Below are 16,531 nucleotides of genomic sequence, written 5' to 3'. Positions count from 1 at the left end.
CGCTGGAGTCAACCCGTTCCACAGCCCACCTTAGCCGAATGGTGACTAACGGAACCGCTACTAACGTAAGGTATTCTGATTTAGAATAGAAGTTAAATTTCACATGCATCAAAGTGATCTAAAGCCTTATATGTAGAGCTAAAATACAGTTTCCTTAAGCAAGAGATAAAATGATCTCAGCCATGGGTCCGTTAACATCCATAACAGCAAAGGGGTGAGGGAAACGGCAAACTCCCGCGGTAGAAAGGGCGGACGAGATCCCGCAGAGAGCTTGCGAACGAGGAAGCTCGGCCGGTCTTCCGCAGGAGTATTGCCGTTTCAACGAACCCCTTACTCTTTTTCCAGCAACGGACCTCCACCTCACTAGTTATCTCGAAACCAAGTCTTCAAGATAAGGGGGCTTTAATGGAATAAATATAACCACTAAACAGTGAAAACGAGCTCTGTTCATGTCGATTGATGTCTTTTCTTGGTTTTGCTTTGTTAAAGTGTAAGGAGAATGATAAAATTTGAAAGAGCGAAGTATGAAGAGAGGGATACTTGTATGAGCGCATTGTTACATATTAAAGATCTAGTTGGTGGCTATACACATAAAAACGTTTTACATGGCATTTCATTTGATATCCAACCCGGTGAAATTGTTGGGTTAATCGGTCTTAATGGAGCCGGAAAAAGTACAACCATTAAACATGTCATTGGGTTAATGCAGCAAAAGCAGGGAGACGTGCTCATTGATGGGCAATCGTTTCAGGATAATCCAGAAGCATATCGTGGGAAGTTTTCTTATATTCCAGAGATGCCTGTATTATATGATGAATTAACATTGGAGGAGCATCTCCGATTAACGGCGATGGCCTATGGGTTATCAGAAGATGTATTTAAACAACGTCTTCAACCCTTATTAAAAGAATTTCGAATGGAGAAAAAATTAAATTGGTTCCCTGTCCATTTTTCTAAAGGAATGCGTCAAAAGGTAATGATCATGTGTGCCTTTTTAGTGGAACCCTCCTTATATATTGTAGACGAACCGTTTGTTGGATTAGATCCATTAGGGATTCAGTCTTACTTACAACTAATGAATGATATGAAAGCGCAAGGGGCAGGCGTATTAATGTCCACACATATACTAGCGACAGCTGAGCGGTATTGTGATCGTTTTGTAATTATTCATGAAGGAGAAGTTCGTGCCAAAGGGACATTAGAAGAACTTCGAGCATCATTCCAAATGCCAGATGCAACGTTGGATGATCTTTATGTCCAACTGACAAAGGAAGATGATCAATGATTAATGCAAGAACACTCTGGAGAGATCGGCTTCAGAATCATGCCAAAGAGATGAACCGATACTTACGTTTAATGTTTAATGATCATTTTTCATTTGCGATGTTTTTCTTTTTAGTGGGCATGGCCTATGTGTATCAACAATGGTTAAGTTCTTTGCCGGAGGATTTTCCTACAGCTTGGCTTATGGCCATCGTTTTTGGTTTTGTCATAGCCTACAGCCCTGTTCGTACACTATTAAAAGAAGCAGATCTGGTTTTTTTACTACCTGCCGAATCACAGCTTGGACCATTTTTCCGAAATGGGTGGTTGTATAGCTTTTTTACGCAAGTCTTTTATTTATTTTTTATTGTGGTAGCATTTGGACCGCTTTATTTCACATCGTTCCCAGAGCGTAGCATCACCGAATATGTGTTGTTTGGCGTGGTTCTGGTGGTTTTTAAAGCTTGGAATTTACTTGCTCACTGGTGGGAAGTAAATAGCCGTATGGGATATAGTGGATATTTAGACACCATTTTTCGTATTGTGCTTAATACACTAACGTTTTATTTCATTGTGGTTGGTGATGCGCTTTTATTTGCGGCCATAACTACTGTCTTATTTTTTGGCGTAATGATGTATGATTACACACTAGCCAAAAAACGACGTGGAATTGCATGGGATGTGTTGATTGAAAAAGAATCAGCGCGCATGCAGGCTTTTTATCGAATTGCCAATCTGTTTACCGATGTACCCCATCTTAAGAAAACCATTAAAAAACGTCATTGGCTAGTAAGCTTATTGAAAGGACCCATTTCACATACGTCTGAAAATAGCTATGATTATCTTTATCGGATCACATTTGTTCGAAGTAGTGATTATTTAGGAATGTATTTTCGACTGCTTGTTATTGCAGGAGCGCTAGTCTATTACGTTCCGAATATGTGGGTGAAATTAGGGTTTGCCTTCTTATTTCTTTATTTAAGTGGTTTTCAAATGATGACGCTTTGGCAACACCACCGTCACTTAGATTGGCTTGAGCTTTATCCTGTTCCGTTAGAGCAACGAAAGAGTGCGCTTTTAAAATGGCTCTTCCAACTGCTATTAGCCAAAACCTTTGTATTAGGTGTAGTCTTCCTGTTCCTATGGAATTTGGTAGGGCTAGCTTTCGTATGGATTGGTGGATCATTATTAAGCTATGTGCTCGTGTACATGTATTTATCGAAAAGATTGACGTAATGGTATTCCCCTCGAGTAAATGGCTCGAGGGGATTCTTGTATAGAGGAGGGAGTACTGAGGATGTCGGAAAGAACGTATGAGGATAATGCTTTACGAGAAGCAAGACGTTGGGTTAAGCAAATGGAAAAGCGTTCATCATTATTACAACGTACATCGAAACGTATGCAAACGGCAGTAAACGAAAAGATTCCAGATCGTGTGCATGCTGTTGTAACCGATAGTATCAAACGAATGATTGAGCTCTCTTTAACAAGTTCCCATTATATTTATCCCATTGAAGTAGATCCATCTTGGTCTTTAAAAGAAAGAGAAGAAGCCGTACAAGAAAGGCTGACGCAATATAAACGAACAGCTGCCCTTGAAGGTGCTGGTACAGGAGCTGGTGGCATTTTTCTTGGGATGGCTGACTTTCCCTTGCTGCTCTCGATCAAAATGAAATTTCTCTTTGATGTGGGGCGGATTTATGGGTATGATGTTCGAAAATATGAAGAGCGTATGTACCTGTTGCATTTGTTTATTTTAGCTTTTTCAAGCGATGAGAAGAGACAAAATGTATTAAAAACCGTATTAAATTGGGAAGAAAATAAGCAAGGATGGCGGGAAGTGGATTGGAAGACGTTACAGCTTGAGTATCGTGATTCTATTGATTTTGCTAAAGTTCTTCAGCTTATTCCAGGTTTTGGGGCGATCGTAGGTGCAGTTGCCAACTTTCGCTTTTTAGAAAAGCTGGGTGAGACAGCTACGAATGCGTATAGATTAAGAACATTGGATAGAGAGAAGCCACTTTGAGAATTTCAAAGTGGCTTTAGAATTATTGATGTTTATTTTGATATTCGAGAAAGCTACTAAACAATGTCTTTGCAGCAATAGGTAGTGCGCGTTCATCAAAATCAAATTTAGGATGATGGTGAGCGTACACATGACCTTCTTTTTGTGCGCCAGTGAAATAATAAGCACCTGGCTTTTCAAGAAGGTAATAAGAGAAGTCTTCGCCGGTCATAACCGGAGACACAAACTGTGCCTTTTCTACACCTGGTGTTTGAGATGCGGCATCTAATACCAACTGTGCTTCTTCTTTATGATTAATAATTGGTGGGTACCCTCTGTTGTATTGGAAATCATAATCAGCTTCATGAGCTGTACAAGCCCCTTTAATTTGATTTTCCATTTCCTTAATGACGGTTTCTTGAACATCTTGACCGAACGTTCGAACGGTTCCTGTGATTTTAGCCGTATCTGCAATGACATTAAAGGCTTTTCCAGCTTCAAAAGTCCCTACTGTAACGACAGCTGATTGAAGAGGATCGATTTTACGACTCACAATTTGCTGAAGCGATGTAACAAGTTGTGATGCGATTAAAATAGAGTCTTTGGTTTGGTGAGGGATCGCACCATGTCCGCCTTTACCTTGAATCGTGATCTCAAAAGCATCAGCTCCAGCGAAAAATGCTTCTGGTGCAGTTTCAATTGTGCCAACTTCCGTGCTAATCCATAAATGGGTTCCAAACACAACATCAACACCTTCTAATGCCCCGTCTTCGATCATTGGTTTCGCTCCGCCCGGGGTGAACTCTTCAGCATGTTGATGGAGAAAGACGATTGTTCCTGGAATCTCATCTTTATATGGAAGCAGGGCTTTTGCCAAGCATAGTAAAGCAGCTGTGTGACCATCATGTCCGCAGGCGTGCATAACACCTGGAACAGTAGATTTATAAGGGACATCCTTTTCATCTTGAATAGGTAAGGCATCAAAATCTGCTCGCAATGCAATGGTTTTGCCTGGTTTTCCACCTTCTAGTTTGGCAACAACTCCATTACCTCCGACATTCGCCCGATAAGGAATTCCTAACTCTTCATATTGGTTGGCAATATACTTTGCGGTTTCTGTCTCCTGGAAGGAAAGCTCTGGATGTTGGTGTAAGTAACGACGAATATGTACCATTTCATCAAAATAGCTATCAATATCTTTAAATACCGTTTCCCACATAATGGATCCTCCTCTCACTTTGGTTTATTATAACAAAGATATCCCGTGATCGTACGTATTTCACATTGAAAAACCTCCACTTGATTTAGTGGAGGTTTTGGTTTACACATTTAATTATTGTAAGCGTGGGTCAGCAAGAAGACGTTCCATTTCTTCCATATGACCTGTTTCATCAGCGATCATATCATCAAGTTTAACAACTAGCTCTGTTAAACCTAGCTCTTCTGCTTGCTCCTTACGCGTCTCATAACGCTTGATTGTATCTTCTTCAGCACGTTTTGCTTCTTCAAGCATTTCTTTTACATCAGATAGTTGTTTGACTTCAGCTGGTTTTGTAGTTGGTGTACCGCCTAACGTTTTAATCTTTTCAGCTAAGTACAGCGCGTGACCCTGTTCATCACCAATTTCACTTTCGAAAAACGGTTTTAAAATTTGGTAATAGAGTCCTTGTACCACAGCGGCATTGTACGTGTACATAATACTTGCTGCGTACTCATGTGCAAGGTCTTCATTAAGACCATCAATTAGTTCTTTGCGTTTTGCATCCATTTCAATCACCTCGTTTTGATTAATTGCACATAAAATAAATTTCCCTTAATAAAAAAATCTAAACATTTACTAATGAAGGCTGTACAATAAGGTAGTCGAAAGGGGGAGTGGTTGATTATGGATAATAAACCAAAAGCAAAATCGATACATATATTAATCTTTTTTAGCACATTTGCAATAGGAGTTGCCACCTTATTAACGATGCAAGTAGTGACAGAGGCAGTACCGGCTCTCGATATATGGGCAAGAGAGTTGAGAGGTGGATGGGGCAATCCCTCTCTATACGCTTTTTTTGAAAAGGTTACAGTTCTAGGGTCTAGCACATTTTTAGCTCCGTTCACACTCATAATGGCAGTTTGGTTATGGTGGCGTAAAAAGGATCTATATGCCTCTATCGTATTAATAATAGGGGTCATAGGATCTTACGCATTAAATAAAGGAATAAAATTTGCTGTTCAACGGAGTCGCCCTGATTGGGTTGATGCAATTGAAAGCGATGGATTTAGTTATCCTAGCGGTGGAGCAATGTTGTCGTTACTTTGTTTTGCTTTAGCTACGTATTTTCTTATTCTCCATGCTCAAAAAGGGTGGAGTAAGGTGGTTTTATTCGTTATCACTTTCACGGCTGTTGTGGTGACTGGGTTCAGTCGCTATTTGCTTGGAGCTCATTATTTAACAGATGTTATTGCTGGATTTTCTTTTGGTTTCATTTGTTTAAGTGTTCTTATAGGACTTTACCACAGGTTTTCCAACCCAAACATTCCTTCCTCAGACTAGAGGCGGATATAAAAACCATCCAGGGGTCGTTTTGGGGAAATAGCATGTTTCATACAATAAGATTAAGCAATTAAAAGAAGGAATATCTTCCTGAGTATCTAATTTATATAGAATAGGGCTCAGGTATATAAAGGGTGATGAGACATGAGAAACATCAGTGTATCGAAAATTGTTGTCGCTTTCGTATTTATAGCGATTGGTGTATTTCTAATATTGGCGAATCTTGACGTTATTTCCCTGGAAATGAATGATGCGTTTGTTTTCATTTATCCAGTGCTATTTGTTCTCATAGGGTTGAAATTAGTCTTTGATGGGATAAGAGGTGACGGTGACGGATGGCCTGTTGGGGGATTCTTAGTTGTATTCGGTGGTCTTCTTATGTTAGATCGCTTTGATATCATCTCCTTTCAGTTCGGAGATATTTGGAGCTTATGGCCGATTATCTTAGTTTTCATTGGGATCTCCATGTTTAAGCCGAAAAGAAAATCGAGACATGTTGAGATTACCACAGAACCTGATCATGATGATGTTGACGGTGAAGCTCAACAAAAAAAGAACCGTAAGAAAAAGCGTAACTTCACTGTTGGTGACCATAGTTTTAACGAGCAAAACTGGAAAGTAGAACCGATGGATTTGTGGAATGCTATCGGAGACTATCATATTGATTTCACAAAAGCATTTATTCCTGAGAAAGATACACCGATTTCAATTTCAGGTGTTATAGGAGATGTTAAGATTCTAATGCCTGAGAATGTAGCTTTTCGTGTTGATGCTCGCATTAAAACAGGCGACATCAAAGTGTTGGATGAAAAGTCTGAAGGGATTAACCGGAAATTAAGCTATCAAACGCCTGATTATGACGAAGCAACACGTAAAATTACGTTGGATATTGACTTTAAAATTGGTGATATTCGCGTTGATAAGGTGTAGGTGAAGGTGATGCTGAAAAAATTAAATAGCATACGTTATAAGTTCATTCGTTCTCATTTGTATGGCTTGTTCTTAATCACAACAATTCTACTATCCATTTTACTTGGGGTTTATGTTTCCTTAGAACCATCATGGCTAACGTCAGAAGCGATTTTCCTCTTTATAGGGACCATGGTGGTTGTTTCCTTTTTTGTGTCTTTATATGTTGGTTTTCAATCCAGTGGTCAAATTAAAGAGAAATTAGATGGTTTATCTACGCTTATCACTTCATTGTCGAGAGGGAATTACAATTCTCGCATTCATTTAACACCTGAGGATGAAGTTTCGCGAATTGGGGATGAGTTAAATGGTCTTGCTGAGAAGCTGAAAACACAGGTTCGATCTCTTCAGAAAATGGCAGATGAACGGTCGGAATATGCCAAATCCGCTCACAAAGCAGCTACCATTGAAGAGAGACAGCGATTGGCGAGAGATTTACATGATGCTGTTAGTCAACAATTGTTTGCTCTGACCATGATGTCCCAGGCTACACTACGTATGTTCGATCAAGATCCCTCTAAAGCAAAATCACAACTAGAAGAAATCACCTCTATGGCGTTACAGGCTCAGACAGAAATGAGAGCCCTTCTGCTACATCTTCGACCTGTACATTTATCAGGGGACCCATTAGATAAAGGGATACATAATTTAATTGAAGAATTAAAGCAAAAATGTCAAATCGATTTTGATGTTCAAATTGAAGAAGTTCAGGAAGTATCAGATGGAGCGGAAGAGCATTTGTTTAGAATTGTTCAGGAAGCTCTATCGAATATTCTTCGTCATTCTGAAGCAACTTCAGTGACGTTAACGCTAAAACCTTTAAACCAAGAGATATTTTTGCATATCGGTGATAACGGTAAAGGGTTTGAAGTGAATCAAGATAAAAAAACATCCTATGGACTCAAAACGATGCAAGAGCGTACAGAAGAAATTGGCGGAACCTTCAAGATCCGTTCTAGACCTGATGAAGGTACGTATATTGATATAAGGATTCCTGTTTAGGAGGCGCATATTATGAGCGATTCAATTCGTGTTGTTGTAGTGGATGACCACGATGTTGTTCGAAAGGGTGTCATTGCTTATTTAATGACAGAACCTGAGTTAGATATTGTAGGAGAAGCAAACAGTGGTAATGAAGGGGCTAAGGTTGCCATTAAAGAACAGCCAGATGTCGTGTTAATGGATCTAATCATGGAAAATGGTACGGGTATAGAGGCCACGGAAAAAATTATGAAAGAGTTGCCTGATTGTAAGATTATTATTCTTACAAGCTATTATGATGATGAAAAAGTTTTTCCGGCTCTAGAAGCAGGAGCATTTAGTTATATGCTTAAAACCTCTTCAGCTGATGAGATTGCTGAGGCCATCAAAAAAGCATCTCGAGGAGAAACATATATCGAACCAAAAGTAGCGAACAAGATGATGACGCGTTTCCGAACGCAGGAAAAGAAGCCTCATGAAGATTTAACAGAACGAGAACTAGAAGTGTTAATGTGTATTGGTGATGGTCTTACGAACCAAGAGATCAGTGATAAATTATATATTGGAATTAAAACAGTGAAAACGCATGTTAGCAATATTTTAAGCAAGCTAGATGTATATGACCGTACACAAGCGGCTGTTTATGCACATAAAAATGGACTCATTCGTAAGCAAAATTTATAAAAACTAGAAAAAGCTATCCATATTGGATGGCTTTTTTAGTAGGACGACTTTTACCTTATATGATACTCTTATATACTAGTACCGTTAGAAATTATAAATGAAGTTAACGTTAAATAGAATTCAATATTTGGAGATGAAAGAAATGAATCAAAAAAGCGAAGTGGTCTTATTTATAGCATGGGTCCAAGCTGTAATCGCAGTTTTGGGTAGTCTATATTTTTCTGAAGTTAAAGATTTCATTCCTTGCGAGATGTGCTGGTTCCAGCGAATTTTAATGTACCCTCTCGTGTTAGTGTATGGAATCTCCTTAATCAAAAAAGATTTACGCTATGCCGAAGCCGGTTTGTACTTGAGCGGAATCGGCATTCTTGTTTCCACCTATCATTATGGTATTCAAAAGGTACCTGCTCTCCAACATGGTGCAGGTAGTTGTGGTATTGTTCCATGTGACGGTCAGTATATCAATTTGTATGGATTTATTACGATCCCTTTCCTTGCATGGGTTGCGTTTATTGTCATTTTTATTTGTCATCTCTGGTTGAAACGTCAAGTGAAGCAATAAAGAGAAGCCCTACTAGATGCTCTAGTAGGGCTTCTCAAATTTATAGAGTATTATTTTGCGAAAACGTGCTTTCCGATTTGTTTGATTTGTTCGCGTGTCCAAATCCAATCGGACGTAGCGGTTTTTGGATTGAAGTAGAAGGTTGCGTTTTGTGTTGGGTCCCAACCTTTGATAGCAGCATAAGCAGCCTTGTATGATTCATTGTTCGGTGTTAAATAATACTGTTTATCTTGTACTGCTGTGAAAGCTCGTGATTCAAAGATGATTCCTTTAATGCTATTTGGAAAATCTTCATGATGCAGACGGTTTAGTACAACAGCAGCCACAGCAACTTTTCCTTTGTACGGTTCGCCGCGAGCCTCACCATGGATAACTTGTGCTAGCATCTGAATTTCGTTTTTTGTGAATGTATCATTGCGTAGCGCTTTCCATGTGTTTGAGCCGATGATACCGTCGACAATTAATCCTCTGCTACGTTGAAAATCGATAACAGCTTGTTCAGTTAACGGACCAAATAATCCGTCTAGTTCACCTTTATATAAACCGAGTTGCTTGAGACGGTTTTGAGCGTCCCACACATGCCCGTATTGGTCACCTTGTTGTAATACTGGTGTTGCAGCCTTTACTTCTGTAGCGGGTGTAGCTACAAAAACGGCACTAGCAACTGAAAATATAGTCATAAGGGTAATAAGAACTTTCTTCATGTTGTTTCCCCTTTCCTTCAAATATCTGTATGTAATGATAGCGTGATCCCATGCTCCTCTCAATAGGAGGTGGAAGGAAAGGTTGGGAAGAAGTGCTAATGGAGGTAAACAATAAAAAAACGCTTAGCCTAGGCTAAGCGTCTCTGTATTACTCTTCATCTTTTACCATATTATATTGCGTTAAATAAGCAGGTCCTGCTACAAAAGGTGGTTTCTCTTTGTTTTCTGGTCCGGAATTTTGGTGTGCTTTTTGGAAGGACTGAGAGTTTTTCCACTTTTCAAAGCTGTCTACAGAGTCCCACTGGGTTAACACAATGTATGTATTGCCTTGAGTAGGACGAAGGATACGAATGGCCTGGAATCCAGGTGAATCTTCAACAGAACCAGCTCTGTTTTTGAAACGATCCTCAAATAATGGTCGCCCTTCATCTGTTACAGGGATATTGTTCATAATCACAAATCCTTGTTCTTGCATTTCTCCAACTTGATCAACGATTTCGTACACAAATGGTTCTTGAAAAATATTTTCTTCTTCTGTGTAAGCTAATGTTTTATCTTCGCCTTGCATAAGCAGGACCGTTGATTCACCGTGTTTTTCTTGAATGCTTTTTAAATACTCATAAGTACCACTAGTCATATAAACGCTCATTAAACAATCTCCTTTCCATAATACAGCATTCCGCTGTAATACTTTCCCTAAACGTTTCTTAAACTATAGCAATGAAGGAAATTAAAAAGCAAACTTTATGACTATCGTGAGTTTTCGCGAATATAAGGTATACCGTATAATAGAAGAGATAGGCAACATTAAAGAGGTGAACATCTTGAAGTGGAATCTAAATACACTTCACCCAAAGAGATGGGGGAAGAAAACCAGGTGGGCGGTTATTGCGCTCATATCTACTATTCTTTTAACCATAGGTGGCTATTATTTGCTGCTTATGGGCGGGAAGAGTGTCGTTGATAAGAAGTTACTCGTATTAGACCAAGCCTCTCAAATCGAAACAGCTGATGGAGAGGTACTTACAAAGTTATATAAACAGAATCGGACGGTCGTTTCGATTGATGAGATACCTCAGCATGTTGAGGATGCGTTTATCGCAATTGAAGACACACGATTTTATGAGCACAGTGGGATCGATTTAAAAGCCATTGCGCGAGCGATTTATCGGGACATTATTGCCATGAAAAAAGTGGAGGGTGGAAGTACCATTACACAACAGCTCTCGAAAAATCTATTCTTAACCAATGATAAAACGTGGTCTCGTAAGTTTAAGGAAATCATGGCAGCACTGTATCTTGAGAAGGAAGTTAGTAAAGAACGAATTCTTCAATACTATTTAAATACCATTTACTTCGGAAATGGAATATATGGTGTTGAAGCGGCTTCTCAGTACTTTTTCAACAAACCAATTGAAAAGCTCACGATCTCAGAGGGAGCACTTTTAGCAGCCCTACCAAAAGCTCCAAACTATTATGACCCAGTTGAACACCCTGAACGAGCAAAAGAACGAAGAAATCTTGTGCTTAACCGAATGCATGAGACAGGCATGGTTTCAACGGAAAAGGTCGTGCAGATCCAACGAAAAACGCTTGGAATAGAACGAGGGAATCCGGAGAAAAAACCATGGATGAATAGTTATATTGACCTTGTGATTCAAGAAGCGACAGAAAAGTATGATCTAAGTAAGGAGGAGCTATACCAGGGAGGTTTTCGTATTGTAGTCGGTGTGGATCAGTCCATACAAGAATCCTCTTATGAAGCGATGCAAAATGACGACTATTTTCCAGGATCCACAAAAGGAGTGGAAGGTTCTTTTCTTTTAATGGAAGAAAAGACGGGACGTATCGTGGCTGCTCATGGTGGACGTAATTATCAAAGAGGTGACTTGAACCGTATTCATGTCAAACAGCAACCAGGTTCTGTGATGAAACCTTTAGCTGTGTATGGACCGGCTCTTGATCTACCAAACTACAAACCATATTCAGTGTTAGAGGATAAGAATCGCTCTTATGGGGAGTATCAACCTGAGAACTATGACAATCGTTATGAGGGGCAAGTTTCCTTGTACAAGGCATTACAGCAATCTAAGAATGCTCCTGCAGTATGGCTCTTAAACCAGATGGGTGTAGACTATGCTAAGGATTATCTAAGTAAAATGGGCATGAACTTATCTGAAAAGGGACTCTCGATTGCTCTCGGGGGATTACAAGAAGGTGTGACCCCGATGGATATGGTCAGGTCATATCGTTCTTTCATTCACGATGGTGAAATGATTGAGCCTCATACCATTTTAAAAATCTACAACCAAAATGGCGAACTTGTTAGCCATCATGAAGATGAAACGAAGCAAATCTTCCAACCTCAAACAGCGTGGAGTATGACAAGAATGCTTCAATCAGTAGTTGAAGATGGTACAGCCCGAGCGGGATCCTACTCAAAAGCGCTGGCAGGAAAAACGGGCTCAACCCAACATCCTATGGTGCCTGGCAAAACAAATGATGCTTGGTTTGTAGGCTATACGCCGAACTATGTTGGGGCAGTATGGATGGGCTATGACAAAATTGATAAAGACCATTATTTAAACGGTGGAAGCGCCTATCCTACTCGACTCATGAAAGATGTTTTATCAAAAATGGATCACAAAAGAGACCTCCAGGCATCTTTTGTAAAGCCTGATGGAGTAGAGGACGTTCCTGAACCAATTGAACTTCCTGTAATCGATGATCTTCAAGGTACGTTATCATTTGGTTCCCTTACTCTCATCAAAGGAAAACTGACATGGACATCTTCTCCTGATGACCGAGTGGTTTACCGTATTTACCGTGTTGAAAACGGGCAAGATGCTAAGGTCGGAGAAGTTACTGGAAAAGGATCCTATCAATTAGACCGAGTCAAACTTTTTGATGAAGAAGTGTATTATGTGGTTCCTTACAATCCTTTAACAAAATTAGAAGGGGAACCATCTAATCGAGTGAAAGTGTCATTAGATTGGTAACTTAAGGAAGAGGTGCTTTTCAACAGCATCTCTTTTTTCTTTCGATCAATCTTCTAGTAGAATGGAAAATGGAACTAAGAAGTGTAATTAGGATTTCGATTCTTTACGACAAATCTATGACAAAATGCTCAATTCTCTATACATCTTAATCAGATACCGTTATATTGGTAAAAGAGTTAAAATTGGACGAATGTGAAAGGTGAGACAGGATGACAAATACATTTAATGATACGATTTTGAAAGCGTTTCGGGGAGAGGCTACAGATCATGTACCTGTATGGTTTATGCGTCAGGCAGGACGCTCTCAGCCAGAGTATAGAAAATTAAAAGAGAAATACTCTCTTTTTGAAATTACACACCAACCTGAATTATGTGCATACGTAACAAGGCTACCTGTTGAGCAGTATAACGTAGATGCTGCGATTCTATATAAGGATATTATGTCTCCATTACCTGCAATCGGTGTAGATGTAGAAATCAAGAAAGGCATTGGACCTGTTATTGATAATCCAATCCGTTCAAAAGCTGATGTGGAAAAGCTTGGGGAGATTGATCCTGAGTCAGATGTTCCTTACGTACTTGATACAATTCGTTTATTAACAAGAGAACAGCTTAATGTTCCTTTGATCGGGTTTAGCGGAGCACCATTTACACTTGCGAGCTACATGATTGAAGGGGGCCCTTCTAAAAACTACAACAAAACGAAAGCGATGATGTATGCTGATTCAGAAGCATGGTTCAAGCTAATGGATAAATTAGCTGACATGACGATTACGTATGTAAAAGCTCAAATTCAAGCTGGAGCTAAAGCCATTCAGATTTTTGATTCATGGGTAGGAGCTTTAAATGTACAAGACTATCGTATATTCATTAAGCCTGTTATGGAACGTATTTTCTCAGAGTTACGTGAAGAAAATGTACCACTCATTATGTTCGGTGTAGGAGCAGGTCACTTAGCAAAAGACTGGCATGACCTACCACTTGATGTTGTTGGCTTAGACTGGCGTACATCCATTACAGAAGCACGTAACATGGGAATTCAAAAACCTGTTCAGGGTAACCTGGATCCAGCTATTCTTTTAGCTGATTGGGATACAATCGAAACACGTACAAAAGCCATTTTAGACCAAGGTATGCAACAACCTGGCTACATTTTTAACCTAGGTCATGGTGTATTCCCTGAAGTGAATCCAGAGACATTACGACGCTTAACGGAATTTGTTCATAACTATTCGAAAAAAGCATAAGTGAACCGGAAAAGGAGAGGTGTTTTTGATGGCAAAGAAGAAGATGGGCTTACTCGTCATGGCCTATGGAACTCCTTATAAAGAGGAAGACTTAGAACGCTATTACACACATATTCGTAGAGGAAGAAAACCTTCCCAAGAGAGTCTTGATGAATTACGCGAACGTTATCAAGCGATTGGAGGGATTTCACCTCTAGCCCGTATAACACGTGAACAGGCTGAAGCTTTAGAGTCAAAGCTTAATGAAATTCAAGATGATATTGAATTTAATCTTTACCTAGGGTTAAAACATATCGACCCATTCATTGAAGATGCTGTTGAACAAATGGCGAATGACGGCATCGAAGAAGCGGTATCCATTGTGTTAGCCCCTCATTATTCAACATTTAGTGTGAAATCATATAATGGACGTGCTCAAGAAGAGTCCGAAAAATATGGCAAACCAACGATTTACTCTGTTGAAAGCTGGTACGATGAGCCAGGCTTTATCCAATACTGGACAGAAGCGCTTCGCAAAGTATATGAAGAAATGTCTGCTGAAGAGCGTGAAAAGGCAGTCACGATCTTCTCTGCCCATAGCTTACCAGAGAAAATTTTACAAAATGGAGACCCATACCCAGAGCAGCTTCAAACAACGGCTGATTTAATTGCTCGTCAACTACAGATTCAAAACTATGAAATCGGTTGGCAAAGTGAAGGGAATACACCTGATCCATGGATCGGTCCTGATGTACAGGATCTAACTCGTGATCTTTACAATGAAAAAGGCTATCGTACATTCGTTTATGCTCCAGTTGGATTCGTATCGGACCACTTGGAAGTTTTATATGATAATGATTATGAGTGTAAAGTTGTAACGGATGAACTAGGAGCAAGCTATTATCGTCCGGAAATGCCTAATGATCATCCATTATTCATTCAAACATTAGCAGATGTTGTTTTGAAAAAAGCTCAACAGTAGGGGATGAGTGAAGTGAAACGAATTGCGATTGTTGGTGGGGGAATAACGGGCTTAACCACAGCCTATTATCTTCAAAAAGAAATCAAGGAAAAAGGACTTCCTTTTGAAGTGAAGCTATATGAAGCAAGTGACCGACTTGGCGGAATGATTCATACAGAGCGCAGGGATGGTTTTACAATTGAGCGTGGTCCTGATTCTTTACTAGCAAGAAAACCAAGTGTCTTCCGTTTGATTGAAGACGTAGGCTTGCAGGATAAACTTGTAGATGTTGCAGCAGGTAAAGCTTATGTGCTTGCCAATGAAAAACTACACGGTATTCCTCAGGGCTCATTTATGGGAATCCCAACTCAGATAACCCCTTTTGCGTTATCGAGTCTTTTCTCACCGATAGGGAAACTAAGAGCGGCAGGGGATTTAGTGAAATCTAAAAGCAAACCCCAAGAGGATCAGTCTCTCGGGCACTTCTTTCGAAACCGATTAGGTGATGAAGTAGTAGAGAACTTGATCGAACCGTTATTAGGTGGCGTGTATTCAGGTGATCTTGATCGTTTAAGCTTAATGGCTACGTTCCCGAATTTTTACAACATGGAACAAGAGCATGGAAGTCTTATTAAAGGCCTTCGCAAATCCCGGGGAAAGCAACCAAAGAACAAGAAAAAGCCATCTGTTTTTAAAACGCTAGAAACAGGACTTGGTTCTTTAGTAGACGCTGTTGTGGACCAGCTAGATGAAGGAACGATCGAGCAGGGAACCTCTGTTGATCATATTGAGAAAAAAGAGAATAGTTACCATCTCATGCTAGGTACAGGAGAGGTGGCAGGGGCTGATAGCATTGTCCTTACAACTCCTCACTATGCTTGCCAGCGTATGCTGACTCAATATGATTTCATGGATCCGTTAAGAGATATGCCGGCAACTTCAGTAGCGAACGTTGCAATGGCATTTGATCAGTCTGCAATTGAAAAAGACGTTGATGGTACAGGCTTCCTTGTATCTCGTAATAGTGATTATCGCATTACTGCTTGTACATGGACCCATAAAAAATGGCCACATACAACTCCTGATGGTAAAGCACTATTACGTGCATATGTAGGAAAGCCAAATGACCAAGAGGTTGTTAATCAATCTGATGAGGAAATTCGAGAAATCGTATTAAAAGATATAAATAAAATCATGAACATTACCCAACCGCCAGAATTCACAGTGATCACACGTTGGAGAAATTCACGTGCTCAGTACACAGTGGGGCACAAAGAACGTATTCACAATATCAAACAATCCATGAGCTCTGAACTCCCAGGCGTTTTCTTAGCCGGAGCTTCTTTTGAAGGACTGGGCGTTCCGGATTGTATTGATCAAGGTGAACAAGCTGTGGAAGATGTTCTTGAGTTTTTACAAGATTCATAATCGAAACGCATGCTTAGTTGATAGGCATGCGTTTTTTCTTTGTTCAACTTAAGCCCCCTTATGTGGAAGACTTAGTTTCGAGATAATAATGTGAGGAGTCCGTTGCTGTTGAGTAATTTGTTGCGGTCAGTGAAACGGCAAGCCTGTTGTGGAAGAAAAGCCGAGCCTCCTCGTGCCTGCGGGGTCTCGTCTTCCCTTTGTTAC

General features: G+C 39.9%; 16 protein-coding genes. 12 read left to right on the top strand and 4 right to left on the bottom strand.

What is annotated here, in order from left to right:
• Positions 1-544: 544 nt before the first annotated feature.
• The 3 genes from H514_RS0114470 (at position 545) to H514_RS0114460 (ending at position 3,289) form a co-directional block, all read left to right on the top strand.
• On the top strand, positions 545-1,285 hold the full coding sequence (locus H514_RS0114470; protein ID WP_027447608.1) for an ABC transporter ATP-binding protein: 741 nt from the start codon (positions 545-547) through the stop codon (positions 1,283-1,285).
• Positions 1,282-2,499: an ABC transporter permease gene (locus tag H514_RS0114465; RefSeq protein WP_027447607.1), complete on the top strand. Its 1,218-nt coding sequence runs from the start codon at positions 1,282-1,284 to the stop codon at positions 2,497-2,499. Before H514_RS0114470 ends, H514_RS0114465 begins: the two co-directional genes overlap by 4 nt.
• Before the next feature lie 61 nt (positions 2,500-2,560).
• Positions 2,561-3,289: an EcsC family protein gene (locus H514_RS0114460; protein ID WP_027447606.1), complete on the top strand. Its 729-nt coding sequence runs from the start codon at positions 2,561-2,563 to the stop codon at positions 3,287-3,289.
• A 22-nt stretch (positions 3,290-3,311) separates the two neighbouring features.
• Here the strand turns inward: H514_RS0114460 and H514_RS0114455 are convergent, their stop codons facing one another.
• Both H514_RS0114455 and H514_RS0114450 read right to left on the bottom strand, forming a co-directional pair.
• Positions 3,312-4,487, bottom strand: a complete 1,176-nt coding sequence (locus tag H514_RS0114455) for an amidohydrolase (protein ID WP_027447605.1) — start codon at positions 4,485-4,487, stop codon at positions 3,312-3,314.
• 114 nt (positions 4,488-4,601) lie between these two features.
• Positions 4,602-5,036 (bottom strand): ferritin-like domain-containing protein, encoded by a 435-nt coding sequence (locus H514_RS0114450; RefSeq protein WP_027447604.1) that lies wholly within the window; start codon positions 5,034-5,036, stop codon positions 4,602-4,604.
• Positions 5,037-5,153: 117 nt separating this feature from the next.
• Between H514_RS0114450 and H514_RS23145 the strand changes: the two genes are divergently transcribed.
• The 5 genes from H514_RS23145 to H514_RS0114425 all read left to right on the top strand — a co-directional run bounded on the left by H514_RS23145 (position 5,154) and on the right by H514_RS0114425 (position 9,009).
• The gene (locus tag H514_RS23145; RefSeq protein ID WP_036843312.1) at positions 5,154-5,813 is read left to right on the top strand and encodes a phosphatase PAP2 family protein; all 660 of its coding nucleotides are present in this window, start codon (positions 5,154-5,156) and stop codon (positions 5,811-5,813) included.
• Positions 5,814-5,957: 144 nt separating this feature from the next.
• Positions 5,958-6,743: a cell wall-active antibiotics response protein LiaF gene (gene liaF, locus H514_RS0114440; RefSeq protein ID WP_027447603.1), complete on the top strand. Its 786-nt coding sequence runs from the start codon at positions 5,958-5,960 to the stop codon at positions 6,741-6,743.
• A 9-nt stretch (positions 6,744-6,752) separates the two neighbouring features.
• A complete protein-coding gene (locus H514_RS0114435) occupies positions 6,753-7,784 on the top strand; it encodes a sensor histidine kinase (RefSeq protein ID WP_027447602.1) in 1,032 nt (343 codons plus the stop codon).
• Positions 7,785-7,796: 12 nt separating this feature from the next.
• On the top strand, positions 7,797-8,447 hold the full coding sequence (locus H514_RS0114430; protein ID WP_036843314.1) for a response regulator: 651 nt from the start codon (positions 7,797-7,799) through the stop codon (positions 8,445-8,447).
• 142 nt (positions 8,448-8,589) lie between these two features.
• Positions 8,590-9,009, top strand: coding sequence for a disulfide oxidoreductase (locus H514_RS0114425; RefSeq protein WP_231566642.1), 420 nt, complete (start codon positions 8,590-8,592; stop codon positions 9,007-9,009).
• A gap of 50 nt (positions 9,010-9,059) precedes the next feature.
• On the opposite strand, the gene sleB is transcribed toward H514_RS0114425, so the two are convergent.
• Both sleB and H514_RS0114415 read right to left on the bottom strand, forming a co-directional pair.
• Positions 9,060-9,713, bottom strand: coding sequence for a spore cortex-lytic enzyme (gene sleB, locus H514_RS0114420; protein ID WP_027447599.1), 654 nt, complete (start codon positions 9,711-9,713; stop codon positions 9,060-9,062).
• Positions 9,714-9,861: 148 nt separating this feature from the next.
• A complete protein-coding gene (locus H514_RS0114415; protein WP_027447598.1) occupies positions 9,862-10,362 on the bottom strand; it encodes an antibiotic biosynthesis monooxygenase family protein in 501 nt (166 codons plus the stop codon).
• A gap of 175 nt (positions 10,363-10,537) precedes the next feature.
• Between H514_RS0114415 and H514_RS0114410 the strand changes: the two genes are divergently transcribed.
• The 4 genes from H514_RS0114410 (at position 10,538) to hemY (ending at position 16,327) form a co-directional block, all read left to right on the top strand.
• The gene (locus H514_RS0114410) at positions 10,538-12,712 is read left to right on the top strand and encodes a transglycosylase domain-containing protein (protein WP_231566643.1); all 2,175 of its coding nucleotides are present in this window, start codon (positions 10,538-10,540) and stop codon (positions 12,710-12,712) included.
• 209 nt (positions 12,713-12,921) lie between these two features.
• Positions 12,922-13,959 carry a uroporphyrinogen decarboxylase gene (gene hemE / locus H514_RS0114405; protein ID WP_027447596.1) on the top strand — a complete coding sequence of 346 codons (1,038 nt, stop codon included), beginning with the start codon at positions 12,922-12,924 and terminating at the stop codon, positions 13,957-13,959.
• Between the two features lie 28 nt (positions 13,960-13,987).
• Positions 13,988-14,920, top strand: coding sequence for a ferrochelatase (hemH, locus tag H514_RS0114400; protein ID WP_027447595.1), 933 nt, complete (start codon positions 13,988-13,990; stop codon positions 14,918-14,920).
• Between the two features lie 3 nt (positions 14,921-14,923).
• Positions 14,924-16,327 (top strand): protoporphyrinogen oxidase, encoded by a 1,404-nt coding sequence (gene hemY, locus H514_RS0114395; protein ID WP_027447594.1) that lies wholly within the window; start codon positions 14,924-14,926, stop codon positions 16,325-16,327.
• Positions 16,328-16,531: the final 204 nt, after the last annotated feature.

It is taken from the genome of Pontibacillus marinus BH030004 = DSM 16465 (assembly GCF_000425225.1).
Taxonomy (GTDB): domain Bacteria; phylum Bacillota; class Bacilli; order Bacillales; family BH030062; genus Pontibacillus; species Pontibacillus marinus.
This window is presented reverse-complemented; position numbering and strand designations above follow the sequence as displayed.